At 65.6% G+C, this 24,401-nt stretch carries 19 protein-coding genes, 3 tRNA genes and 1 pseudogene; 10 read left to right on the forward strand and 13 right to left on the reverse strand.

Annotated features, from left to right (window positions below):
• Positions 1–256: 256 nt before the first annotated feature.
• Positions 257–339 (reverse strand) — tRNA-Leu (locus tag ACR2JI_RS10495).
• A 173-nt stretch (positions 340–512) separates the two neighbouring features.
• Between ACR2JI_RS10495 and ACR2JI_RS10500 the strand changes: the two genes are divergently transcribed.
• The 7 genes from ACR2JI_RS10500 (at position 513) to pknB (ending at position 9,968) form a co-directional block, all read left to right on the forward strand.
• Complete coding sequence (locus ACR2JI_RS10500) at positions 513–1,916, forward strand: FHA domain-containing protein (RefSeq protein WP_526390011.1); 1,404 nt, start codon at positions 513–515, stop codon at positions 1,914–1,916.
• A 129-nt stretch (positions 1,917–2,045) separates the two neighbouring features.
• Positions 2,046–2,513, forward strand: a complete 468-nt coding sequence (locus ACR2JI_RS10505; protein WP_526390012.1) for an FHA domain-containing protein FhaB/FipA — start codon at positions 2,046–2,048, stop codon at positions 2,511–2,513.
• Positions 2,510–3,922, forward strand: a complete 1,413-nt coding sequence (locus ACR2JI_RS10510; protein ID WP_526390013.1) for a PP2C family protein-serine/threonine phosphatase — start codon at positions 2,510–2,512, stop codon at positions 3,920–3,922. The genes ACR2JI_RS10505 and ACR2JI_RS10510 overlap by 4 nt, the downstream gene beginning before the upstream one ends.
• Positions 3,919–5,325: a peptidoglycan glycosyltransferase RodA gene (gene rodA, locus ACR2JI_RS10515; RefSeq protein ID WP_526390014.1), complete on the forward strand. Its 1,407-nt coding sequence runs from the start codon at positions 3,919–3,921 to the stop codon at positions 5,323–5,325. The genes ACR2JI_RS10510 and rodA overlap by 4 nt, the downstream gene beginning before the upstream one ends.
• Entirely contained in the window at positions 5,322–6,800 is a 1,479-nt protein-coding gene (pbpA, locus tag ACR2JI_RS10520; protein WP_526390015.1) for a D,D-transpeptidase PbpA, read from the forward strand. Before rodA ends, pbpA begins: the two co-directional genes overlap by 4 nt.
• 31 nt (positions 6,801–6,831) lie before the next feature.
• Positions 6,832–8,100 carry a protein kinase domain-containing protein gene (locus ACR2JI_RS10525; RefSeq protein WP_526390016.1) on the forward strand — a complete coding sequence of 423 codons (1,269 nt, stop codon included), beginning with the start codon at positions 6,832–6,834 and terminating at the stop codon, positions 8,098–8,100.
• Positions 8,097–9,968 (forward strand): Stk1 family PASTA domain-containing Ser/Thr kinase, encoded by a 1,872-nt coding sequence (gene pknB / locus ACR2JI_RS10530; protein WP_526390017.1) that lies wholly within the window; start codon positions 8,097–8,099, stop codon positions 9,966–9,968. The genes ACR2JI_RS10525 and pknB overlap by 4 nt, the downstream gene beginning before the upstream one ends.
• Here the strand turns inward: pknB and ACR2JI_RS10535 are convergent.
• A complete protein-coding gene (locus ACR2JI_RS10535) occupies positions 9,946–10,644 on the reverse strand; it encodes an aminodeoxychorismate/anthranilate synthase component II (RefSeq protein ID WP_526390018.1) in 699 nt (232 codons plus the stop codon). The two genes, pknB and ACR2JI_RS10535, sit on opposite strands and share 23 nt — an antisense overlap.
• 35 nt (positions 10,645–10,679) lie before the next feature.
• On the reverse strand, positions 10,680–11,468 hold the full coding sequence (locus tag ACR2JI_RS10540) for a DUF881 domain-containing protein (protein ID WP_526390019.1): 789 nt from the start codon (positions 11,466–11,468) through the stop codon (positions 10,680–10,682).
• A 48-nt stretch (positions 11,469–11,516) separates the two neighbouring features.
• On the opposite strand from ACR2JI_RS10540, the gene crgA reads away from it, so the two are divergent.
• The gene (crgA, locus tag ACR2JI_RS10545; protein ID WP_526390020.1) at positions 11,517–11,798 is read left to right on the forward strand and encodes a cell division protein CrgA; all 282 of its coding nucleotides are present in this window, start codon (positions 11,517–11,519) and stop codon (positions 11,796–11,798) included.
• 55 nt (positions 11,799–11,853) lie between these two features.
• Positions 11,854–12,264 (forward strand): PH domain-containing protein, encoded by a 411-nt coding sequence (locus ACR2JI_RS10550; RefSeq protein WP_526390021.1) that lies wholly within the window; start codon positions 11,854–11,856, stop codon positions 12,262–12,264.
• Between the two features lie 50 nt (positions 12,265–12,314).
• Here the strand turns inward: ACR2JI_RS10550 and ACR2JI_RS10555 are convergent, their stop codons facing one another.
• The 10 genes and pseudogenes from ACR2JI_RS10555 to dnaA all read right to left on the reverse strand — a co-directional run bounded on the left by ACR2JI_RS10555 (position 12,315) and on the right by dnaA (position 23,825).
• Positions 12,315–12,845, reverse strand: coding sequence for a peptidylprolyl isomerase (locus tag ACR2JI_RS10555; RefSeq protein WP_526390022.1), 531 nt, complete (start codon positions 12,843–12,845; stop codon positions 12,315–12,317).
• Positions 12,846–12,933: 88 nt separating this feature from the next.
• A tRNA-Ala gene (locus tag ACR2JI_RS10560) sits at positions 12,934–13,006 on the reverse strand.
• A gap of 122 nt (positions 13,007–13,128) precedes the next feature.
• Positions 13,129–13,202 (reverse strand) — tRNA-Ile (locus ACR2JI_RS10565).
• Positions 13,203–13,277: 75 nt separating this feature from the next.
• The gene (locus ACR2JI_RS10570) at positions 13,278–14,036 is read right to left on the reverse strand and encodes a DUF3566 domain-containing protein (RefSeq protein WP_526390023.1); all 759 of its coding nucleotides are present in this window, start codon (positions 14,034–14,036) and stop codon (positions 13,278–13,280) included.
• A gap of 61 nt (positions 14,037–14,097) precedes the next feature.
• Positions 14,098–16,620: a DNA gyrase subunit A gene (gene gyrA / locus ACR2JI_RS10575; RefSeq protein ID WP_526390024.1), complete on the reverse strand. Its 2,523-nt coding sequence runs from the start codon at positions 16,618–16,620 to the stop codon at positions 14,098–14,100.
• 33 nt (positions 16,621–16,653) lie between these two features.
• A pseudogene (gene gyrB / locus ACR2JI_RS10580) lies at positions 16,654–18,684 on the reverse strand (DNA topoisomerase (ATP-hydrolyzing) subunit B).
• Positions 18,685–18,923: 239 nt separating this feature from the next.
• Entirely contained in the window at positions 18,924–19,481 is a 558-nt protein-coding gene (locus ACR2JI_RS10585) for a DUF721 family protein (protein ID WP_526390025.1), read from the reverse strand.
• Positions 19,478–20,626, reverse strand: coding sequence for a DNA replication/repair protein RecF (gene recF / locus ACR2JI_RS10590; protein WP_526390026.1), 1,149 nt, complete (start codon positions 20,624–20,626; stop codon positions 19,478–19,480). Before recF ends, ACR2JI_RS10585 begins: the two co-directional genes overlap by 4 nt.
• Before the next feature lie 41 nt (positions 20,627–20,667).
• The gene (gene dnaN / locus ACR2JI_RS10595) at positions 20,668–21,861 is read right to left on the reverse strand and encodes a DNA polymerase III subunit beta (protein WP_526390027.1); all 1,194 of its coding nucleotides are present in this window, start codon (positions 21,859–21,861) and stop codon (positions 20,668–20,670) included.
• A gap of 482 nt (positions 21,862–22,343) precedes the next feature.
• Positions 22,344–23,825, reverse strand: a complete 1,482-nt coding sequence (gene dnaA, locus ACR2JI_RS10600) for a chromosomal replication initiator protein DnaA (RefSeq protein ID WP_526390028.1) — start codon at positions 23,823–23,825, stop codon at positions 22,344–22,346.
• A gap of 431 nt (positions 23,826–24,256) precedes the next feature.
• Between dnaA and rpmH the strand changes: the two genes are divergently transcribed.
• On the forward strand, positions 24,257–24,400 hold the full coding sequence (gene rpmH / locus ACR2JI_RS10605; protein ID WP_019735309.1) for a 50S ribosomal protein L34: 144 nt from the start codon (positions 24,257–24,259) through the stop codon (positions 24,398–24,400).
• Position 24,401: the final 1 nt, after the last annotated feature.

Below are 24,401 nucleotides of genomic sequence, written 5' to 3' on the forward strand. Positions count from 1 at the left end.
AACCGCGGACTGTCAGGCATTTCACCCTCTCCGGCTGGGCGATCCGGCGACACCGCCCTCACACGAAAACATTTGCTGGAGGGACCTCTCCAGGGGAGGGTCGCGGGCTCACTACGCTGAAGCCGACCGAGTAACAGGAGGCCGCCTTGAGCGGTAACGGCGTCCGGAATGACCGCGCCCACGGGCGCCCCACAAAACACTGAGGTCACGACCTCTTTCGAGTTCGTGACCTCAGTGTTCGCAGCTCATAGAACTGTGGGCGAAGGGGGACTTGAACCCCCACGTCCCGAAGGACACTGGCACCTGAAGCCAGCGCGTCTGCCATTCCGCCACTCGCCCGAAACAACCGGGGGAGCGTATCACGATCGAAGGCTCGCCCTGCAACCACGGTAGTGACTGCTGACCTGCGGCGATACGATTCTCAGGGTTCTCCTGCCGCCAGTCTGCACAGCCCGGCCGATACCATGAGCACTGGCGGTCGACCGCCCTGAACCGGAGGTGGATGCGCGTCGATGAGTAACCAGAAGGGGCTGGTTCAGCGCATCGAACGCATGCTGGAGGACGGCGTGGGGGATGCGTTCGCCCGAGTATTCGGCGGATCGGTGGTCCCGCAGGAACTGGAAGCCCTGCTGCGCCGGGAGGCCTCCGACGGCGTCCGGGCGTTGGCGGGCGGACGGTCTTTGGTTCCCAACGAATACGTCATTACCCTCAGTGTGTCCGACTTCCAGAAGTTGAGCGCGGATCGCGATCTCACCACCGAGGCCTTCGCCAAACACCTGGAGGAATACCTTCAGGAGCAGGGGTGGCAAACGTATGGTGAGGTGGTCGTCCGTCTCGACCGGTCGGAGAGCCTGCACACCGGCCAGTACCGGGCCCGCGCGGTCGTCAACCCCGACGTGGCCGCCCGCCATGACCCCCGCCTGTCCGCCCCGGCACCCAGACCAGCAGAATCGAACCATGCGTACACCGCAGAACCAGGAGCACCAGCGATGACCGACAATCCTTACGGCCAGGGCCAGGGGCGTCCCGGCGACGAGTATTACGACGAGCAGCGCTACCCGCAGGATGAGCCGCGTCCGGCCGCACCCGAGCAGCCGCGTGCCCCCTACCATCCGGAACAGGGCTACCCGCCCAACTACGAGCAGGGCTATCCGCCCCGCCCGGCCTACCCGGATCAGGGCGGTTACTACCCGCCCGGATACGAGCAGCGGCCCCCGGCCCCCGGCTATGGCGCCCCCGGCTATGGCGCCCCCGGCTACGACCAGGGCTACCGCCAGGCGCCCCCGCCCGGTTACGGCCAGCCGCAGTACGGACCGCCCCCCGGCTACGGGCCGCCGGCCGGAGACTATGACTACAACCAGGGGCGCCCGACTCCCCGCTACGACGAGCCCGGCTACGGGCGGCCCGAGTCCCGTCCGGCCTATCCCGACCAGGGCTATCAACAGCCCGGTTACGGTCGCCCGGAGTACGGGCAGCCCGAGTACGGCCGCTATGACCAGGGCGGCTACCCGCCGCCCCCGGCCGCTGAATACGACTACGGACAACCGGGCGGCGGACAACAGGGTGGCGGCCAGCAGGCCGGCTACGCCGGGTACCCCCCGCCGGCCGGCCCGGGTGAGTACGCCGCCGCCCAGGCGGTGACGCTGCAGCTCGACGACGGCAGCGGGCGCACCTACCAGCTCCGTGAGGGTGCCAATGTGATCGGTCGCGGCCAGGACGCCCAGTTCCGGCTGCCCGACACCGGGGTGTCGCGCCGGCATCTGGAGATCCGCTGGGACGGTGCTGTCGCGCTGTTGTCGGACCTGAACTCCACCAACGGCACCACCGTTAACAACGCTCCGGTCCAGGAGTGGCAGCTCGCCGACGGCGACGTCATCCGGGTCGGCCACTCCGAGATCATCGTCCGCGTTCACTGAGGTCGGCACCCCAAGGTGGCTTCGGCCTCGCATCCTGCGGCGTCCAAGTATTCTGTGACGTTGCCGGAGTCGGCCCGGTTTTTCCGTCGTCGCCGAGGCTGAGATCACGGCACAAGGACGGAGGGCCGCATGCAGGGACTGGTACTGCAGCTGACCCGTGCCGGTTTCCTGCTGCTGCTGTGGCTGTTCATTTTCTCGGTGTTGCGCATCCTGCGGACCGATATCTACGCACCGTCGGGTTCGGTGATGGTGCGGCGAGGCCTGACGTTGCGCGGACCGCGGGCCACCGCCGGGCAGGCTCGGACCGCGGCTCGCTATCTGGTGGTCACCGAGGGTGCGCTCGCCGGAACGCGGATCACCCTGGGCTCCCAGCCGGTGCTGATCGGCCGCGCCGATGACTCCACCCTTGTCCTCACCGACGACTACGCCTCGACCCGGCACGCTCGCCTGGCTCAGCGTGGTCCGGATTGGTACGTCGAGGATCTCGGCTCCACTAACGGCACCTACCTCGATCGGTCGAAGGTGACAACCGCAGTGCGGGTTCCGCTCGGTACGCCGGTGCACGTCGGCAAGACCGTGATCGAGTTGCGCCCGTGACCCTGGCCCTTCGCTACGCCGCCCGCAGCGACCGCGGACTGGTGCGCGCCAACAACGAGGACTCGGTCTACGCCGGAGCCCGCCTACTTGCGCTCGCCGACGGTATGGGAGGGCACGCCGCTGGTGAAGTCGCCTCCCAACTGGTAATCGCCGCGCTGGCGCATCTCGACGATGACGAACCGGGCGGCGATCTGCTCAGCAAGCTGGAATCCGCTGTGCACCAGGGGAACTCGGATATCGCCGACCAGGTGGAGTTGCACGCCGAACTGGAGGGTATGGGGACCACCCTCACCGCCATCCTGTTTGCCGGCGACCGGCTCGGACTGGTCCATATCGGCGACTCCCGCGGTTACCTACTGCGCGACGGGGAGCTGACCCAGATCACCAAGGACGACACCTTCGTACAGACCCTCGTGGACGAGGGCCGGATCACCGCGGAGGAGGCGCACAGCCATCCGCAGCGATCGCTGATCATGCGGGCGCTGACCGGACACGAGGTAGAGCCGACGCTGATCATGCGCGAGGCGCGGATCGGCGACCGTTACCTGCTGTGCTCCGACGGTCTGTCCGATCCGGTCAGTCACGAGACCATCCTTGAGGCCCTGAAGGTCGGCGACGCGACCGAAAGCGCAGACCGGCTGATCGAACTCGCTCTGCGCGGCGGCGGCCCCGACAACGTCACCGTGGTGGTGGCCGACGTTGTCGACCACGACTTCGCCGGACAGACGCAACCGATTCTGGCCGGGGCGGTCTCCGGCGAGGACGATGACGTCAAGCCGCCGAACACCTCTGCCGGACGGGCCTCGGCCATCGCGCCGCGCCAGCCGGCCGCGAAAAAGCTTGTGCTGGAACCGCAACCGCCGGCCCCGAGATCGCGTCGTCCCTTGTTCATCGCAGCACTTCTGGTCGCGATCGCCCTGCTCAGCGCCGTAGGGATCGGCTACAGGACGATTCAGGGTAATTACTACGTCACTGCGTACAACGACTCGGTTGCGATCATGCGCGGCATTCAGGGCTCGTTCCTCAGCGTTCCGCTGCAGAAACCGTTCCTGCTGGGCTGCCTCAGCGATCGCAACGTGTTGTCCCAGATCAGTCCGGATCAGGCCGACTCGCAACGGGACTGCAAACTGTTCGCCGTTGGAGACCTCAGACCGTCAGAGCGCGCCCAGGTGACGGCGGGCCTGCCGGCCGGCACCCTGGACAGCGCGATCCACCAGCTCAACGAGTTGTCCCACGGCTCACTACTTCCGATCTGTCCACCCCCGCAGGCGGCGAAACCAACGCCGGCCCCGACCGCCAAACCGACCACCGCGCCCAAGAGTGGCCCGACCACGTCGGCTCCGCCGACAAGCGCGAGTCTTCCTGCCCCGCAACAAAAACCCGGTGTCGACTGTCGGGCGGCAACATGACCGCTTCGACAACAGCCCCGCAATCTCCGATCACCCTGACGCAGACGCTGCCGACCCGGCGCAATTCCGAGCTCGGTCTGCTCTGTTTCGCCACCCTGATCACCGGTATCGCGTGGCTGATCGTGGAGGCTAATCAGGAACAGGGGCTCTCCTGGGACCTGCTGAGCTACACCTTCGTATTCCTCACCCTGTTCGTCTGCGCCCATCTGGCGATCCGGCGCTTCGCGCCCTACGCCGATCCGCTGCTGCTTCCGGTGGTCGCACTGCTGAACGGTCTTGGGCTTGTCCTCATCCACCGTCTCGATCTGGTGCCCGGCACACCTGGCGATGGCCCCGGCGCCGAGCAGCAGATGCTGTGGACGATGGTCGGCGTCGCGGGCTTCACAGCGACCGTGGTGTTCCTCACCGATCATCGGATGCTGGCGCGCTACGACTACACCTGCGGCGTTGCCGGCCTGGTGTTGCTGGCCATCCCGGCACTGCTGCCGACGAGCCTGTCGGAGACAAACGGTGCCAAGATCTGGATCAGGTTGCCGGGCTTCAGCATCCAGCCGGCCGAGTTCTCCAAGATTCTGCTGCTGATCTTCTTTGCGGGCGTACTGGTCGCCAAGCGGAACCTCTTCACCTCGGTGGGCACCCACTTCCTGGGCATGGACCTGCCCCGGCCCCGTGACCTCGCCCCGCTGCTGGCGGCGTGGATCGCTTCGGTTGCGGTGATGGTGTTCGAGAAGGACCTCGGAACCTCACTACTTCTGTACGCGTCATTCCTGGTGATGGTTTACGTCGCCACCGAGCGGATCAGCTGGGTGGTGATCGGGCTGACACTCTTCGGTGCGGGAAGCCTGGTGGCGTACCACATTTTCGGCCACGTCCGCGGTCGGGTGCAGACCTGGCTGGATCCGTTCGCCGATCCTGAGGGCTCCGGCTACCAGATGGTGCAGTCGAAGTTCAGCTTCGCCACCGGCGGGGTGTTCGGAACTGGACTGGGCAATGGGCAGCCGGGAACCGTTCCGGCGGCGTCCACCGACTTCATCACCGCGGCCGTCGGTGAGGAACTCGGCCTGGTCGGCCTGGCCGGGGTCCTGATGCTCTACACCATCGTGATCATCCGCGGGCTGCGCACCGCGATCGCGGTGCGCGACAGCTTCGGCAAGCTGCTGGCTGCCGGGCTGGCCAGCACCCTGGCCATTCAGCTGTTCATCGTCGTCGGCGGGGTCACCGGGCTGATCCCCCTGACCGGACTGACCACCCCATGGATGTCCTACGGGGGTTCCTCGCTGGTGGCCAATTACCTACTGCTGGCCATCCTGATCCGGATCAGCAATGCGGCGCGGCGGCCCATTCACACCAATCAGCACACCCCGATCGCAGCCGCTCACACCGAAGTGTTGCGTCGCGTATGAACACTTCATTGCGTCGGATCGCTCTGATGGTCATGGCCCTGGTCGTGCTGCTGCTCGCCAATGCGACGGTGACGCAGGTCTTCCGGGCGGACGCGCTGCGTTCCGATCCGCGCAATCAGCGCGTACTGCTCGACGAGTACTCCCGTCAGCGCGGCCAGATCACAGCCAGCGGCCAACTGCTGGCGTATTCGCTGTCGACAAACGGTCGCTACCGGTTCCTTCGGGTCTACCCCGAACCGGCGGCGTACGCGCCGGTGACCGGTTTCTACTCGCTGCGCTTCTCCAGTACCGGCTTGGAGCGTTCCGAGGATCCCGTGCTCAACGGCTCAGATGAGCGGTTGTTCGGCCGACGGCTGGCCGATTTCTTCACCGGCCGCGATCCCCGCGGCGGAAACGTCGGCACCACGATCGTCCCGCGGGTGCAGCAGGCCGCCTGGAATGCCATGCGGGGCGGCTGCAACGGCGGACCCTGTAAAGGATCGGTCGTCGCCCTGGACCCCGCCACCGGGAAGATCCTGGCGATGATCTCCGCACCGTCATATGACCCCAACCTGCTCGCCAGTCATGACATCGAGGCACAGGGCGCGGCCTGGGCGCAATTGCGCGACGACCCCAACTCGCCATTGACCAACCGCGCCATCACCGAGCGGTACCCGCCGGGGTCCACGTTCAAGGTCGTCACCACCGCAGCTGCCCTACAGGCCGGCATCACCGATGCGGAACCATTGACCGCAGCGCCACAGATACCGCTGCCCGACAGTACGGCGACGCTGGAGAACTACGGCGGTACGCCGTGCGGCGACGCTCCCACCGCCCCCTTGCGGGAGGCGTTCGCGCGCTCCTGCAATACCGCGTTCGTACAGCTGGGCATCCGCATCGGCGGTGATGCGATACGGACCACGGCCGACGCCTTCGGGTTCGACACCGCTCCGGCGCCCATTCCGTTGCAGGTGGCCGAGTCAACCGTGGGAACGATGTCCGATGCCGCCGCCGTGGGGATGTCGAGCATGGGGCAGAAAGACGTCGCAGTGACACCGCTGCAGAACGCGATGGTGGCTGCCGCGGTCGCCAATGGCGGTGTCCTGATGCAGCCGTATCTGGTCGATCGGCTGGAAGGGCCGGACCTTTCCGACATCAGCACGACCGCGCCGACCGAGTTGCGTCGCGCGGTTTCCGCGCAGGTCGCGGCTAAGCTAACGGATTTGATGATCGGCGCCGAAAAATTCACCCAGCAGACGGGGGCGATCCCCGGCGTGCAGATCGCGTCCAAGACCGGCACAGCCGAACACGGCACCGATCCGCGCAACACTCCGCCGCACGCCTGGTACATCGCGTTCGCGCCGGCGCAGAACCCCAAGGTCGCTGTCGCGGTCCTGATCGAGAACGGTGGCGACCGGTTGGCCGCCACCGGCGGCGCACTGGCCGCCCCGATCGGCCGAGCGACCATGGCAGCGGTATTGCAGGGGGCGTCGTGAGCAGCCCCGGGCGCGCGAAGCGAGGCGAACAATGAGCCCCCGCGTCGGAGTGATGCTGTCTGGGCGCTACCGGCTGCAGCGTCTCATCGCGACCGGCGGTATGGGACAGGTCTGGGAGGCCGTCGACAGCCGGCTCGGCCGCCGCGTTGCGGTCAAGGTGCTCAAGCAGGAGTTCTCCTCCGACCCGGAGTTCCTGGAGCGGTTCCGGGCCGAGGCCCGCACTGTCGCGATGCTCAACCATCCCGGTATCGCAGCGGTGCACGACTACGGCGAGACCGATATGGACGGCGAGGGCCGCACCGCGTATCTGGTGATGGAACTGGTCAACGGCGAACCGCTGAACGCCGTGATCCGGCGCACCGGCAGGTTGTCACTGCGTCATGCCCTGGACATGCTCGAACAGACCGGCCGCGCGCTGCAGGTTGCCCACGCCGCCGGCCTGGTACACCGCGACGTCAAGCCCGGCAACATCCTGATCACCCCGACGGGCCAGGTGAAGCTCACGGATTTCGGTATCGCCAAAGCGGTCGACGCCGCCCCCGTCACCCAGACCGGAATGGTGATGGGGACGGCGCAATACATCGCGCCCGAGCAGGCGCTCGGCGAGGATGCCAGCGCGGCCAGCGATGTGTATTCACTGGGAGTTGTTGGCTACGAAGCTGTTTCGGGCAAGCGGCCGTTCATCGGCGATGGTGCCCTGACGGTAGCGATGAAGCACATCAAGGAGACGCCCGCACCGCTGCCCGCCGATCTGCCGCCCAATGTTCGGGAGCTCATCGAGATCACGCTGGTGAAGAATCCGGGCGTCCGGTACCGCAATGGCGGACAGTTCGCCGATGCGGTCGCCGCGGTGCGGGCCGGTCGCCGGCCACCGCGACCGAACTCCGCACCCACCATCAAGGCCAGCCCCGCGGCCATACCGGGACAGCGCGCCGCGGTGGAGGCCGCCCGCGCCGCCAACACCACCCGGCCGCGGGTCCCGGTTACTCGCAGTGCCCCGCCGCCGGCCCGGCGGACATTCTCCTCGGGGCAGCGCGCACTGCTGTGGGCTGCCGGAGTGCTCGGCGCGCTGGCCATCATCAGCGCGATCCTGATCGTTTTGGCCGACCGCGACAAGCGCAACAGCACCCCGATTCAGCAGACCGAAACCGAGACCGTCACACCGGATGCCCCGGGCGGTCCACCGGTCGCCCCGTCCGGATGGACATCTGATCCATACGACCCGGGCGTCACGATCAGACTGATCCGATTCGATGCCACGGCGGCCACCCCCACAGCAGCAGCCGAGTCGACGCCATGACGACCCCGCACCACATCTCCGACCGCTACGAGCTGGGGGAGATCCTCGGCTTCGGCGGTATGTCGGAAGTGCACCTGGGCCGCGATCTGCGTCTGCACCGTGACGTCGCGGTGAAAGTGTTGCGCGCAGATCTGGCCCGCGATCCGAGTTTCTATCTCCGATTCCGCCGCGAGGCGCAGAACGCCGCGGCGCTCAATCACCCGGCGATCGTCGCGGTCTACGACACCGGTGAAGCCGAGACACCGGCCGGGCCGCTGCCCTACATCGTGATGGAGTACGTCGACGGTGTGACACTGCGCGACATCGTCCACACCGACGGGCCGATGCCGCCGCGGCGCGCGCTGGAGGTGATTGCCGATGCATGTCAGGCGCTGAACTTCAGCCACCAGCACGGGATCATCCACCGCGATGTGAAGCCGGCCAACATCATGATCTCCCACGCCGGTGCGGTGAAGGTGATGGACTTCGGTATCGCCCGCGCCATCGCCGACAGCGGCAACAGCGTCACCCAGACCGCGGCGGTGATCGGCACGGCGCAGTATCTCTCCCCGGAGCAGGCCCGCGGCGAACGGGTCGACGCCCGCTCCGACGTGTATTCCCTGGGGTGCGTTCTCTACGAGATCCTCACCGGTGAACCGCCTTTCGTAGGCGACTCCCCGGTGGCGGTGGCATACCAGCACGTGCGGGAGGATCCGTTCCCGCCGTCGATGAAGCGGGCCGGAATCTCCCCGGAACTCGATGCGGTAGTGCTCAAGGCTCTGGCCAAGAACCCCGACAACCGTTACCAGAGTGCAGCCGAAATGCGCGCCGACTTGGTTCGGGTGCACAGTGGTGAAAAGCCCGACGCACCCAAGGTGCTTACCTCCGCAGATCGCTCGATGATGATGGCCTCGAGGTCCGGGCCGCGGACCGACCCGGGCCGGATGTTCGCCGGCGCCTACGGCTACGCCCGCTCCGGACGCGGCGGCCCGCTCGGCCGGTGGCTGATCGCCGCGGCGGTCCTGTCCATCCTGACCGTGGTGATCACCCTGGCGATCAATATGGCCGGAGGCAATCCACGCGCGGTCCAGGTCCCCGACCTACGCGGTCAACTGTCCGCCGACGCGATCGCGACCCTGCAGAACAAGGGCTTCAAGACGCGCACTCAGCAGAAGCCCGACAACACCGTGCCGCCGGACCAGGTCATCAACACCGAACCCGGGGCCACCTCCACCATCGCCGCCGGTGATGAGGTCACCGTAAACGTGTCCACCGGACCCGAGCAGCGTGAGGTGCCCGACGTCGCGACACTGAGCTACGCGGACGCGGTCAAAAAGCTGACCGAGGCAGGGTTCGGCAAGTTCAAGCAGGCCGATGGGCCCTCCACGCCGGAGCAGAAGGGGAAGGTTCTCGGCACCGTCCCGCCGGCCAATCAGACCTCGGCGATCACCAATGAGATCACCATCCTGGTCGGCAGTGGTCCCGCCGCCCGCGAGGTTCCCGACGTCACCGGGCAGACCGTCGACCTTGCGACCAAGAACCTCAACACCGTCGGATTCCAGACCGTTCTCACCGCACCGGTGGACAGCCCCGAGCCAGCCGGGCTGGTCATCGGTCTTGATCCGGCCATCGGCTCCTCGGCTCCGGTCGACTCCTCGATCACCCTGCAAATCTCCAGGGGCAACCAGTTCGTGATGCCTAACCTGGTCGGGCAGTTCTGGACCGAGGCTGAGCCCGCTCTGCGGGCGTTGGGCTGGACCGGCATTCTGGTGAAAGGTCCCGACGTGCCCAACAGCGGTCAGCGGGCCAACGCGGTGGTGGCCCAGATCCCGGCGGCCGGCGCCGGAGCGGGCTTCGCCAGTTCGATCACGCTCGCGTTTGCGTCGTAGCCGCTGCCGCCGGACCACCGAGTGCATGGCGCACCGTGTCGGCGACCTCCTGCTCGAGCCGACGGACTAATACCTCATCCGGGGCGCCACCGCAGTAGCCCAGCCAGTTGGCCAGCATCCGGTGGCCGCCCTCGGTGAGAATGGATTCGGGGTGGAACTGAACACCGTGGATGGGCAGTTCGACGTGCCGGACGGCCATGATCACCCCTCCCTCGGTGTGCGCGGTGACCTCCAGCTCAGCCGGGACCGTCTCCGGAAGGATCGTCAGGGAGTGGTAGCGGGTGGCTGTGAAAGGATTCGGAAGTCCTTGCAGCACACCGCTATTGGTGTGAAAAACCTGGCTGGTCTTTCCGTGCAGCAGTTCTGGGGCACGGTCGACGGTGCCCCCGAACGCAACTCCGATCGCTTGGTGGCCCAGGCACACGCCGAGAAGCGGGGTCCCGGCAGCCGCGCATGCACCGACCAGTCCGATCGAGGCCCCAGCTCGCTCCGGAGTGCCGGGTCCGGGGCTCAGCAGGACTCCGTCGAATTCGGCGGCCGCCGCTGCGATAGCGGAATCGCCGGTCAGTCGGGCGTCGTCGTTACGCCAGACCTGCGCGTCCACACCCAGCTGACCCAGATACTGGACCAGGTTGAACACGAAGCTGTCGTAGTTGTCGACGACCAAGACCTGCACCCCTGACAGGCTACCGGGGGTGACCTGGGCCCGGTTCAGTAGCCGACCGGGCCGGACGGCTGGGCGTAGCGCATCCGCATCGGGCCGGACGAACCGACCACCGTGGCGTCGGTCAGCGGTTGCTCGGTGTAGCCCAGGCCGAACCGGATCACGTACTGCTTGTAGAGCCGGATCAGGCGGGCCTCGCCCAACGCTGCCCGCATGGCAGCGGTGTCCCCGATTGCGGTGATGGTGTACGGCGGGATGTAGGTGCGACCGTTGAGCAGCAGCGTGTTGCCGACGCACCGTGGCGCGGAGGTGGCGACGATCCGCTGGTCTTGCATCTGGATCGCCTCGGCGCCGCTGCTCCACAGTGCGTTGAGGACCGCGTCGATGTCCTGCTGATGAACCACCAGGTCGTCAGGGGCGGCGTCGCGGGGGAAGAGCCCGTCCGCGTCGCGCTGGGCGTCGGTGAGGGTGACCACGAGCCCGGGTCCGCGCATCGGGTCGAGCCCGGCCTCCTCGGCCAGCGCCGCCGACCTGGTCCCGATAGCCGCCAGGGCGGTGCCCGCCGAGGCGCCGTGGGTCGAGTCGATCTGCGCGACGAGAGCATCCCGCTGGGCGGACAGGCGATCCACCGTGGCCTGTGTGCCGCGCACCAGGTCGACCAGGCGGGGGGAGTCGCTGCCGCGGAGCTCCCGTCCGGCCGACACCAGGTGGGTGGTGGCCAGTAGCAGGCCCGCCAGCAGGCAGACCGCCGGCACGGCGAAACGCCACCGGGACCGGCCGGGGGTGTCCGCGGTTGTTTCGTCGCACGGTCGCTGAGTTAGTCTCGTAAGTCTCATAGTCCTATCGGCACCATCGTCGCACCGACTCCGTCGGGGGAGGTAGCCATGCCCAAGTCCAAGGTTCGCAAGAAGAACGACTTCACCGTCAAATCGGTCAGCCGCACGCCGGTGAAGGTTAAAGCCGGCCCGTCCAGTGTGTGGTTCGTCGCGTTCTTCATCGGATTGATGCTGATCGGTCTGGTGTGGTTGCTGGTGTTCCAGCTTGCCGCGTCCGGTTACGACACCCCGGATGCGCTGCAGTGGATGAGCGACCTGGGTCCGTGGAATTACGCCATTGCTTTCGGCTTCATGATCACGGGTCTGCTGCTCACGATGCGCTGGCGATGACAGCAATAACAACCGTGTGATTCATCCCCACTGTGGATAACGTCTGTGGATAACCTTGGATAGCCGTGCCTGGGCTCCCCGGGTTGCTGCCGTTCTGGCCACCGGTGCAGCCGGAATCCTGATGGCGGTAGGCGCCGCAGTCGTGGCCGACGACGCGCCTGGGCGCCTGCTCGGCGGCATCGCCGCCGTCGGCCTCCTGGTGTTCGCCGCCGGTTCCTGGCGGGCCCGCCCACGGCTGGCGCTGACCGGAGAGGGTTTGGTCTACCGCGGCTGGTTGCGCACCCGGACGCTGGCCCGCGCCGACATCGATTCGATCCGTATCACCGAATTCCGCCGGATCGGGCGCAAGGTGCGGTTGCTGGAGATCGACAGCGGCGACAACCTGATAGTGCTCACCCGCTGGGATCTGGGAACCGACCCGCTGAACGTGCTCGACGACCTCACCGCCGCCGGCTGGGCCGGCTAAACAGCAGGAGCCGGCTGGGCCGGCTAATCAACCGGCGCCGGGTGACACTCTCAGGAGATGGTGATCGACTCGATCACAACGTCCTCGGACGGACGGTCTCCACGATCGGTTGCGGTACCGGCGATCACATCGACCACCTTCTGCGACTCCTCGTCGAGAACCTCGCCGAAGATGGTGTGCTTGCGGTTCAGGTGCGGGGTGGGACCGACGGTGATGAAGAACTGCGAACCGTTGGTGCCCGGTCCGGCGTTGGCCATCGCAAGCAGGTAGGGCCGATCGAACTGCAACTCGCCGTGGAACTCGTCGGCGAACCGGTAGCCCGGGCCGCCGCGCCCGGTGCCGGTCGGGTCACCACCCTGGATCATGAAGCCATCGATGACGCGGTGAAAGATCGAGCCGTCGTAAAACGGTCCGGAGCTGCCTCCGGTGGCGTTCTGCTCGGAGTAATCCTTGGTGCCCTGTGCCAGGCCGACGAAGTTGGCGACGGTCTTGGGGGCGTGGTTGCCGAACAGGGCGATCTTGATGTCACCGCGGTTGGTGTGCATGGTCGCTGTCGCGGTCGGGATGGGGCTCGTGGTCACCGGATCAGTGTGCCACTCGCACTCTGCGGTGCCCCTATCAGGGTGCGCCAGCGAGACCGTCGCACGCGTGACGGCCCTGAAAGTTCTGTGGAGCCTAGGAGATTCGAACTCCTGACATCTGCCTTGCAAAGGCAGCGCTCTACCAACTGAGCTAAGGCCCCTCGTCGACCTGATCAGCCGAGGCTGTGCCACACCTCACCGTGCCGGCGAGTACGCAGCGTCACCGCGACCAGCACCAGCACCGCCAGCGTCACGACCGTATTTCGCGTTGACCAGGTCATCGTGGGCCTAGGAGGACTCGAACCTCCGACCTCTTCGTTATCAGCGAAGCGCTCTAACCACCTGAGCTATAGGCCCGTAATCGCACGCGAAGGTTACCGCACCGGCACCCACGTGCCCAAACCGCCGAGGGCCGCAGGCGCCGGCGAGAAGTCAGTCCAAATCGGCGAGGGTCACCTCGACACCACCGACGATATCGGTGCTGAGGTTGTAGATGTAGGCGCCGACGGTGGCCATCGCCGTCAGCAGCACGATATTGACCAGGCCGATCAAGGCGGCGCCGCCGAAGATCGAGCCGGCCGAGACCAAGTCGCTTCCGCCGCCGCTGCCGCTGGTGAGAAGATCACCGACGTTGCTGTTGAGCATGCTCCACACGCCCATCGCCCCGAGCACCAGGTAGAGAAACGCCACGGCGATCATCCACACGAAGAAGAGCGCCACGTTCAGCAGTGCCGATACTTTCAGCGCGCTCCACGGGTCGATATAGCGAATCTGCATGGTCGCTCGTAACCCGTTACCGGCGGCGCGGCTGCCGGCAAGCTGGAACCGATTCGCCAGCGATACCGTGGGCCGCGACGCGGGGGCCGGTTCCGCGGCCGGCATACGCGGGGCCGGAGGTTTGGCCACCCCGCCGGAGAGGTTCGGCAACTCGCTGGGGTAGGCCTCCATCGAGTTGACTTCGGTGCGTTCGGCCCGCGACTCGGCTCGCACCTGCTCGGGGTCCGGTCGCTGCGGGATCCCACCCATTGCGGACAGATCCGGAGCCGCCACCCCGGTGACGTACCGGCTGGCGCGCATACTGGCGCCCTGGGGCGGCGGGCCGGCCTGGGGCGCCTGCCGGGAAGGCGTGGACTCGCCGCGACGGGTGGCGTTCTGCCACGGCGGCGGCTCAGTCGTTGCGTCGCCGTCCACCGGGCGAGAGCCTGGCTCGTTGGGTGAACCCACCACTTCTCCTCACCTGTGCCGCGCGGCCTTACGTCGCGTCGGCGTCCTCTCCGGCCTCGTCCTCGCCCTGCTCTTCGGAGCCCTGCTCCTCAGCATTGCGGGCAATGGCTATCAGTGTGTCGCCCTCGCCCAGGTTCATCAAGCGAACGCCCTTGGTTTGGCGCCCCGCCTTGCGGACCTGCCGTGCCGCAGTACGAATCACTCCTCCGCCGGAGGTGATGGCGTACAGCTCGCTGTCGTCATCGACCACCAGCGCGCCCACCAGACTGCCACGGCGGGCGTCGTACTGGATGGTCAGGATGCCTTTACCGCCGCGGCCCTGCGGGCTGTACTCCTCGATCGCGGTGCGCTTGGAGAAGCCGCCGGCGGTGGCGACCAGCAGATAGGTTCCCTCACGGACCACGTTCAACGACAACAGCTCATCGTCGGCGTTGAATCGCATGCCCTGCACACCGGACGTTGCCCGGCCCATCGGGCGCAGCGCCTCATCGGTGGCGGAGAACCTGATCGACTGGCCCTTCGCGCTCACCAGCAGCAGGTCCTCCTCGGCGGAGCACAGCACCGCACCCACCAGCTCGTCGCCGTCGCGCAGATTGACCGCCACGATGCCGCCCGAGCGGTTGGAGTCGAAGTCGGTCAGCTTGGACTTCTTCACCAGGCCGTTGCGGGTGGCAAGCACCAGATACGGGGCATCCTCGTAGGTCTTGATCTGGATGACCTGCGCGATGCGCTCGTCGGGCTGGAATGCCAGCAGGTTGGCCACGTGCTGCCCGCGGGCCGCCCGCAGCGACTCCGGCAGCTCATAGGCCTTCGCCCGGTAGACCCGGCCCTGCGTGGTGAAGAACAGGATCCAATCGTGGGTGGAGCAGACAAAGAAGTGCCGCACGATGTCGTCCTGCTTGAGCGCGGCGCCCTGCACGCCCTTGCCGCCGCGCTTCTGGCTGCGGTACAGGTCGGTCTTGGTCCGCTTGGCGTAGCCGGTCTCGGTGATCGTCACGACCACCTCTTCACGGGCGATGAGGTCTTCGTCCGACACCTCGCCCTCGGCGCCGACTATGCGGGTGCGCCGATCGTCACCGTGCTTCTCGACGATCTCAGCGAGCTCGTCGCGCACGATGCCGCGCTGGCGCTCCGGCTTGGCCAGAATGTCCTCGAGGTCGGCGATCTCGGTCTCGATCTCGGCCAGTTGGTCGACGATCTTCTGCCGCTCCAGGGCAGCCAGCCGGCGCAGCTGCATGTCGAGGATGGCCTGGGCCTGGATATCGTCGATATCGAGTAGTTCGATCAGGCCGGTCCTGGCGACGTCGACGGTCTCCGACGCGCGGATCAACGCGATCACCGCGTCGAGGGCGTCAAGTGCCTTGACCAGACCGCGCAGGATGTGGGCCCGTTCGTTGGCCTTGCGCAGCCGGTAGGTGGTCCGCCGCACGATCACGTCGAGCTGGTGCGCCACGTAGTAGCGGATCATCTGGTCCAGCCGCAGGGTGCGCGGCACACCGTCAACGATCGAAAGCATGTTGCAGCCGAAGCTGGTCTGCAGCTGGGTGTGCTTGTAGAGGTTGTTCAGCACCACCTTGGCGACGGCATCGCGTTTGATCTCCACGACGATGCGCAGGCCCACCCGGTCGCTGGACTGGTCCTCGATGTTGGAGATTCCGGCAAGCTTGCCTTCGCGCACCTGATCGGCGATCGAGGTGATGAAGTTGTCGTGGTTGACCTGGTAGGGCAACTCGGTGATGACGATGCCGGTTCGCCCGCGGGAGTCCTCTTCGATCTCCACCACACCGCGCATCCGGACCGAGCCTCGGCCGGTTGTGTAGGCGTCGATGACACCGGAGGTGCCGACGATCAAACCGGAGGTCGGGAAGTCCGGCCCCTTGATCCGTTCGATCATCGCCGCGAGTGTGGTTTCCTCATCGGCCTCGTGGTTCTCCAGGCACCAGTAGACGGCGTCGGCGAGTTCGCGGAGATTGTGCGGCGGGATGTTGGTGGCCATGCCGACGGCGATACCACCGGAGCCGTTGGCAAGCAGGTTGGGAAAGCGGCTCGGCAGAACCGTCGGCTCCTGCACCCGGCCGTCGTAGTTGGGAACGAAATCGACTGTCTCCTCGTCGATTTCACGGAGCATATCCATGGCCAGCGGAGTGAGCCGGGCCTCGGTGTACCTCATGGCGGCCGGCGGGTCGTTACCCGGCGAGCCGAAGTTGCCCTGCCCGTCGACCAACGGGTAGCGCAGCGACCACGGCTGGGCCATCCGGACCAGGGTGTCGTAAATCGAGGAGTCGCCGTGCGGGTGATAGTTGCCCATCGTCTCGGCGACCGAGCGCGCCGACTTGGCGTGGCTGCGGTCGGGCCGGAACCCGGAGTCGTACATGGCGTAGAGCACCCGGCGGTGCACCGGCTTGAGGCCGTCTCGCACTTCGGGCAACGCGCGCCCGACGATGACGCTCATCGCGTAGTCGATGTAGCTGTTCTGCATCTCCTGCTGGATGTCGACAGGTTCGATCCGGTCGCCAGTGGTCCCGTCGGGCGGCAGGGTGGTGTCAGTCATCTGATTCAGTCCCTAATCGGCTAAAAATCGTCGTTAAACGTCAAGGAAGCGAACGTCTTTGGCATTGCGGGTAATGAAGCTGCGGCGGGCTTCGACGTCGTCGCCCATGAGCACGGAGAACAGTTCATCGGCGGCGGCGGCGTCGTCCAAGGTGATCTGGCGCAGCACACGGACGGACGGATCCATGGTGGTCTCCCACAGTTCCTTGGCGTCCATCTCGCCGAGACCCTTGTAGCGCTGGATGCCGTCGTCCTTGTTGATCTTCTTGCCATTGGCCGCGCCGTGCTCGAGCAAGGCGTCGCGCTCCCGATCGGACTAGGCGAACTCGTGTTCGACTCGCTGCCACTTGAGCTTGTACAGCGGCGGTTGCGCCAGATAGACGTGGCCGCTTTCGATCAGCGGCTTCATGAACCGGAACAGCAGCGTCAACAACAGCGTCGAGATGTGCTGGCCGTCGATATCGGCGTCTGCCATCAGAACGATCTTGTGATACCGGAGCTTGGTGAGATCGAACTCGTCGTGAATCCCGGTGCCCAGTGCGGTGATGATCGACTGGACTTCGGTGTTCTTCAGAACCCGGTCGATCCGGGCCTTCTCGACGTTGATGATCTTGCCGCGCAGCGGAAGTATCGCCTGGAACATCGAGTCGCGGCCGCTCTTCGCCGAGCCGCCGGCTGAGTCACCCTCCACCACATACAGTTCGCACTGCTTGGGATCGGTGGAGCGGCAGTCGGCCAGCTTGCCCGGCAGCCCGCCGATATCGGTCGCGCTCTTGCGGCGCACCAGCTCACGCGCCTTACGGGCGGCCATCCGGGCCTGAGCCGATGAAACCGCTTTATTCAGAATGGTTTTGGCATCCGACGGGTTGGCTTCAAACCAGTGCGTCAACTGCTCGTTGCAGATCTTCTGAACGAAGGACTTGACCTCGGTGTTGCCCAGCTTGGTTTTCGTCTGGCCCTCGAACTGCGGCTGCGCCACCTTCACCGATACAACAGCGGCCAGACCCTCACGGATATCGTCACCGGTGAGGTTCGGGTCCTTCTCTTTCAGGATCTTCTTGTCCTTGGCGTATTTGTTGACGACGGTGGTCAGTGCCGCACGGAAGCCTTCCTCGTGCGTGCCGCCCTCATGGGTGTTGATGGTGTTGGCGAAGGTGTGGACCGACTCGGAATAACCCGAGTTCCACTGCATCGCGACCTCGACCTCGTGGCCCTCACCCTTGCCGGAGAAGCCAACAATGCTGCTGGTGATCGGTTGCTTGGTGCGGTTGATGTGCTTGACGAAGTCGACCAGACCGCCGGGGTAGTGGAAGGTGCGGTGCATGACCTTCTTGGCCGGCGTCGACTTCTCGGCCGCGATCTCGTCGGCGGACCTGGGTGCTTCGGCGGTGTCGCTGACGACTTCGTCGACCACTTCCTCGGCGGTCACCCGTTCATCGGTGAGATTGATGGTGAGGCCCTTGTTGAGGAATGCCATCTCGCGAAGGCGTTGCTCAACGGTGTCGAAGTCGTAATCGGTGGTCTCGAAGATATTCGGGTCCGCCCAGAATCGGATCGTGCTGCCGCTCTTCTTGGTGGCCTCGCCCTGTTTGATACTGCCGGGAATGGAATTGTCGTAGGTCTGAAACCACTGGTAGCCGTCGCGGCAGATATCAGCCTCAAGCCGGGTGGACAGCGCGTTGACCACCGAGACACCCACGCCATGCAGACCACCGGAGACCTGGTAGGCACCTTCCTCGAACTTGCCGCCGGCGTGCAGCACGGTCATGACCACATCGATGGTCGGGACGCCGGACTCGTGCATCGCCACCGGGATACCGCGACCGTTATCGCTGACTTCCACTCCGCCGTCGTCGAGAAGTCGGACGTCGACCTGATCGGCGAATCCAGCCATCGCCTCGTCGACGGCGTTGTCGACAACCTCCCACACCAGATGGTGCAGCCCGCGCCTGCCCGTCGACCCGATGTACATGCCGGGCCGTTTGCGAACAGCCTCAAGCCCCTCGAGGATCTTGATGGAGCCCGCACCGTAGTCATCGTCTTGTTTCTTCTTCGGGGCAGCCACGATCGAACAGATCTCCTCGGAATTAGCAGTCGAGCAGCTGGGGGCCGCTCGAACGTTTGACCACAGTCTACCGGGAAGGGGGGACAGGACTGACTCTGCGGCGGCATTTTTGGACACCTATTTGGACCGTGCGCGGAATATCTCGGATCGACTCTCGTCCGGACGCTTGACACGCCCGGTTTTGGCGTCCTGGTGGCGCTGAGGCTAGGCCAATGTGGTAAGCATTCGGCGGGTCCGGCCTATCCGTAGGTGTCGCGCGGACCTCTCCCCCGGACATGCAGCGGTCCCTTCCGCCACGACGGCGCCACCGGGCCGGTGATTTTGAGTGCGGTCACCACACCATCGCCCACCGCCGCGGCGATCTTGGCTAAGAGTTGCGCCTGAACCATACGAAGTTGGGTCGCCCAGGCCGTGGACTCGGCGGCCACGTGCAAGACACCCTCACGCAGCGAGGTCGGCGTGGCGTGTTCGGCGATCTGCTCCCCGACCACGCTCGCCCATTCAGCGAAGACGGTGCCCTCGGCAACGCGCCCGGACCAGCCCTGGGTCTTGGCCAACTCGCGCGAAACCCGCCCGACCGGTTGGGGGTCACGGCTATCGGGACCGGGCCCCGACCAGCGCCGACGGTTGTCCCGCGGGTTGCCGGTGCGCTGCTTCCTCGGGGAACGGCGACCGTGGCCGACATCTTTACCCTGGCCGCGGGCTGCAGCTCGGGCCTCCTCGAGTGCGCGGCGCACGAGATCCATTCCGGGCACATCTTTGAGGTGGTCGGGCGGCAGGTCATCGGGTTCGGTCATGCGCTCACCTCCGATCCCCGTCCGGACTCATCCTCGCGCATGTGGATCGCGATCCGGGTGGCCTCCCAGTCGGCCGGAATGTCGTCGCCGACAGCCGCGGTGACCAGGACCTGTTCCGCCGATGCGGCGACCCCGGCCAGCGCGCGGCGCCGGGAGTCGTCGAGTTCGGCGAACACGTCGTCGAGGATGAGAATCGGCTCGCTGCCCTCAGCGCGCAACAACTCGTAGGCGGCCAGCCTCAGCGCAAGTGCCATCGACCATGACTCGCCATGGCTGGCGAACCCTTTCGCCGGTTGGTCCCCGAGCCGCAGTTCCAGATCATCGCGGTGCGGACCGACCAGGCACACCCCCCGCTCGAGTTCAGCATTGCGCCGGGCGGCCAGGCCCGCCAGCAGCGCGGCCTCGAGATACTCCACATCGGCGGTATCGGATCCTGCTGGGTCGATACTTGGCCGATAGCTGATCGCAGCGGGCCGCGATGCGGGCGCGAGTAGCTGGTAGGCCTTCTCCACTTCCGGGCCGAGCTGATTGATCAGTTCGAGTCGGGCGGCCATCAACTGCGCGCCATGGGCAGCAAGGTGGCCGTCCCACACATCGAGGGTTTCGAGAACCCCGTGATCCCCCCGGAATCGGGCAGCCGAGGCCGACTTCAGCAGAGCCGTGCGCTGTTTGAGAACCTTGTCGTAGTCAGCGCGTACACCGGCAATTGTCGGCCGTCGCAGGGTCGCCAACTCGTCGAGATAGCGCCGTCGCTCGGCGGGGTCGCCGCGGACCAGTGCCAGATCCTCGGGCGCGAACAACACCGCGCGCACCGCCCCCAGGACCTCGCGTGTACTGCGTACCGGTGAGCGATTCAGCCGCGCTTTGTTCGCTCGCCCAGCCGCGATCTCGATATCGACAGCGAGTTCGCGGCCCTCGTTGACCACAATCGCCGAGACGACGGCCCGTTCGGCGCCGGCCCTGACCAATGGGGCGTCGGTTCCCACCCGGTGGGAACCGAGGGTCGCGCAGTACCACAGAGCCTCCACGATGTTCGTTTTTCCGAACCCGTTGGGTCCGACGAATACCGTGCGGCCCGGGGAGAGCTCGAGATCCAGGGCAGACCAGGACCGGAAGTCGTGCAGAGCAAGGTGTCGGACATACATGGTCGCGGGTGGGCCCTATCCGGATAGTGGAACCCTCAAGGTCAGCCGGGCAGGCGGACCGGCATCAGCAGGTACACGTAATCGGTGTCCCCGGCTGGGAACGGGCCCACTGATGAGTCGTCCGGAGCGCTGTCACCAGCGGGCCGCAGCACCGCCGGCTTACTGGCCGTGGTGAATCCGAAGGTCACCCGATCACTGTGCAATGAGCCGAGACCATCGGTCAGGTAAGTCGGGTTGAAAGCAATGGTCAACGGTTCTCCGACGAAGTCGACCGCGAGATCCTCTTCGGCCAGACCCACGCCGTCAGCACCACCGGCCGCCAGGTGCAGCACATCGGCGGCGAACTCCATCCGGACTTGGGCACCGCGGTCGGCGACCAGGGCCACTCGTTTGATGGCGTCGGTGAGCTCGGCCACCCCGACGGTCGCCAGCGCAGTGTGCTCAGTGGGTAGCAGCTGACGAAATTTCGGGAACTCGGTGTCCAGCAGGCGCGTGGTGCTGCGCTTTCCGGCACTGCGAATTCCGAGGAGACGTTCCTCGCCAACCGACGCGCCGGCGCCCAGCGCGAGGTGGACATCGGAACCAGAAGTCACAGCCTTGGCGGCTTCGGCGAGGGTTTTCGCCGGGACCAGAACCGCGGCATCGACACCCGGGGAGTTGGTGGACCATGTGAGTTCCCGTACGGCCAGGCGGAACCGGTCGGTTGCTGAGAGGACCACCTTGTCACCGGAAATCTCGACCCGGATTCCGGTCAGCATCGGCAGGGTGTCATCTCGACCGGCGGCGACCGCAACCTGTCCCACGGCCTCGGTGAACAGGTCGGCAGCAACCACGCCGGTCTCCGCCGGGAGCGTCGGAAGAGCCGGGTAGTCCTCGACCGGCATGGCGGGGAGGGAAAATTTTGCACTCCCACAACTCAGAAGAACACGATTTCCGTCGACGCTGACGTCGACGGGCTTGGCCGGCAAGGCCCGGGTGATATCCGACAAAAGACGCCCGGAGAACAAAACTGTTCCCGGAGAAGCGATTTCGGCGGGAATGAGCACTTCACTGGACACGTCGTAGTCGAATCCGGCGATTTTCAGACCTTCGTCGGATCCGGTGATCAACACGCCGGCCAGGACGGGGACGGCCGGCCGGCTGGGAAGACTCCGGGCCACCCAGGCAACCGCATCGGCGAAATCCTCACGGACCAGGCGAAATCTCAAATCGGAGCCCACCGTTGTGGTCGCCACGTTCAATCGTGTCCCTTCATCACCCGGCAACGCCGCCGTTACCGTGCGGTCCGATGACCAACCGTAAAGCGTCGGTGCCCATCTTGAACGTTAAATGCCAGGGCTGACAACCCGGACGAAAGCGGCCCCGGAGGGCGGCCGGTGCGAGTTTTCCCCAGGGCCCTTCTTCTAGAAGAAAACCTTTAAGTAACTGACAGCAATAGTAATAGGTGCTGTGCAAGCTGTGGATTACCGGGTATCGAACCTGATCAGGTGGGGTAGCGGGTTGTGGATGGATTGTGGACAGCTGTGGACGCGTCTAGGACTGGCTGTGGAAGGAATTCGGGCCTCCGCAGTTGTTCGGTTCGAACGGCGCGTCTGCTCTGTAGTTCCTAACAAGGTCTACACAACCTGATGGTGTGAACACTGATACGGGTGCGGCCAAAGTTTTTTGGTGACGTCTGCAGTTTGCGGCGTCGATTGGCGTTGAGTACCGGCAAATCTCAGCGCTTGGACCGCTGACGGATCCGCGTGGTGAGTTCCTTCACGTGATCGAAGACCTCGCGGCGGTAAGCCATTTCATTGAGGATCTTCTTCTGGGCGTACATGACAGTCGTGTGGTCGCGGCCGAACGCCTGGCCGATCTTCGGAAGTGACAGGTCGGTGAGTTCGCGGCAGAGATACATCGCGATCTGGCGAGATTGAGCCAACGCACGGGTTTTACCCGGTCCACGCAGTTCCTCGACGGTGGTCTCGAAGTACTCGGCGGTGGCGGCCATGATCATCGCCGAGCTGATCTGTGCAGTGCCGGCGTCGGCAATCAGGTCCCGCAGCACTATCTCGGCGAGAGCCGTATCGATCGGCGCCCTGTTGAGTGATGCAAACGCGGTTACCCGAATGAGTGCGCCCTCTAGTTCGCGGATGTTGCGTTCGATGCTGCTGGCGATGAGCTCCAGGACATCGTCGGGTACGTCCAAGCGTTCCATCTGCGCTTTCTTGCGCAGAATAGCGATCCGGGTTTCCAATTCCGGCGGCTGGACGTCGGTGATCAGACCCCACTCGAACCGGGTTCGGAGCCGGTCCTCGAGGGTGGCCAGTTTCTTGGGCGGGCGATCGGAGGAGATCACGATCTGCTTGTTGGCGTTGTGGAGGGTGTTGAAGGTGTGGAAGAACTCCTCCTGGATGCCCTCCTTACCCTCGATGAACTGGATGTCATCGACTAAAAGCACGTCGATGTCCCGGTAGCTGCGCTTGAACGCCACCCGGCGGTCATCGCGCAGCGAGTTGATGAAGTCGTTGGTGAATTCCTCGGTCGAGACGTACTTGACCCGCATTCCGGGAAAAAGCCGCTGGGCGTAGTTACCGGCGGCGTGCAGGAGGTGCGTTTTGCCCAGACCGGACTCACCCCAGATGAACAGCGGATTGTACGCACGTGCGGGTGCCTCGGCGATCGCCAGAGCAGCAGCATGGGCGAAGCGGTTCGATGCGCCGATGATGAATGTGTCAAAGGTGTACCTGCGGTTGAGGCTGGTCTCGGCTTTCTCACCGGAGCCATTGTCCCGCGGCTTTTCGATGAAGTAGCTCGGCCAGGTCTCGTGCGCGCTGGCCAGCGCTTCACTGTCTTCGTCGACCTCGTCCAGATCAGACTCAACCCCACCGGCCTCGGCGGCACCCGGGGCATCGTCGCCGGACGGTTCGATACGTACGCCGAGCTCGACGCGTTGACCCAACCGTCGGCTGAGGGCGTCGACTATCGGTGTTCGGAGGTGGCGCTCGATTTCGTTCTGTACGAATGAACTTGGCACCGACAGCAGGGCGAATCCCTCGGCGATGGTCAACGGTCGGACCAGTTTGAGCCAAGCCCGCTGCTGGGGGGTGAGCGGATTGTCGGTGGGGCCGCCGGCCGCCCCGTCGTGGTCGCCGTTGAGTTCGGCGACCACCGAACCCCAAACGGTGGCGAAATCAGAACCTGGGTCGTCCCCCAACAACAGGTCCCCCAGTTCAAATCTTGGCGTTGAAAAAAGACGGTGTCCCGAAACTGTCCACATAGTTATCCACAGTTGTGTACAGGTAGGGGTATTCCTTATTCGCAGCGTATCGGCAGTAAATGTCTGTTGGCTGCGAATCGGACAGGAGGGTCCGGAGTCGTTGCCCTGCCAGAAGCTAACAGGTTTCCAGCCGGGTGCCAACCGGTGAACAATGCCGCCCGCGCCCGCTCGGACGGCTGACCCGGATAGGGCGGTTTGACCTGCGCAAGTGCGGTCAGTACCCTCGACTCGTCGCCCGAATGTGGTGATACGGCTGCGACCGGGTCCTCCGGGGCCGCGCCGGTTAGTGCCAAGCTGATCGATAGCGACCACGTTGTCCGAGGAAACGTCCCCGGAGCGCGGCCTGCGAATGACGAGGAGACATAGCCGTGGCCAAGGGCAAGCGGACCTTCCAGCCGAACAACCGTCGGCGGGCCAGGGTGCATGGGTTTCGTCTGCGGATGCGCACTCGCGCCGGCCGGGCAATCGTCTCGGGTCGTCGGCGCAAGGGCCGTCGCTCGCTGACTGCCTGAC

It is taken from the genome of Mycobacterium sp., from assembly GCF_051006775.1.
Lineage (GTDB): Bacteria > Actinomycetota > Actinomycetes > Mycobacteriales > Mycobacteriaceae > Mycobacterium.

Excerpts from the sequence above, each read along its gene's own strand:
- ACR2JI_RS10505 (WP_526390012.1), top strand. The coding sequence starts at position 2,046 with ATGCAGGGACTGGTACTGCAGCTGACCCGTGCCGGTTTCCTGCTGCTG.
- gyrA (WP_526390024.1), bottom strand. The coding sequence starts at position 16,620 with ATGACTGACACCACCCTGCCGCCCGACGGGACCACTGGCGACCGGATC.
- rodA (WP_526390014.1), top strand. The coding sequence starts at position 3,919 with ATGACCGCTTCGACAACAGCCCCGCAATCTCCGATCACCCTGACGCAG.
- ACR2JI_RS10500 (WP_526390011.1), top strand. The coding sequence starts at position 513 with ATGAGTAACCAGAAGGGGCTGGTTCAGCGCATCGAACGCATGCTGGAG.
- pknB (WP_526390017.1), top strand. The coding sequence starts at position 8,097 with ATGACGACCCCGCACCACATCTCCGACCGCTACGAGCTGGGGGAGATC.
- ACR2JI_RS10525 (WP_526390016.1), top strand. The coding sequence starts at position 6,832 with ATGAGCCCCCGCGTCGGAGTGATGCTGTCTGGGCGCTACCGGCTGCAG.
- ACR2JI_RS10540 (WP_526390019.1), bottom strand. The coding sequence starts at position 11,468 with ATGAGACTTACGAGACTAACTCAGCGACCGTGCGACGAAACAACCGCG.
- crgA (WP_526390020.1), top strand. The coding sequence starts at position 11,517 with ATGCCCAAGTCCAAGGTTCGCAAGAAGAACGACTTCACCGTCAAATCG.
- ACR2JI_RS10585 (WP_526390025.1), bottom strand. The coding sequence starts at position 19,481 with ATGACCGAACCCGATGACCTGCCGCCCGACCACCTCAAAGATGTGCCC.
- recF (WP_526390026.1), bottom strand. The coding sequence starts at position 20,626 with ATGTATGTCCGACACCTTGCTCTGCACGACTTCCGGTCCTGGTCTGCC.
- pbpA (WP_526390015.1), top strand. The coding sequence starts at position 5,322 with ATGAACACTTCATTGCGTCGGATCGCTCTGATGGTCATGGCCCTGGTC.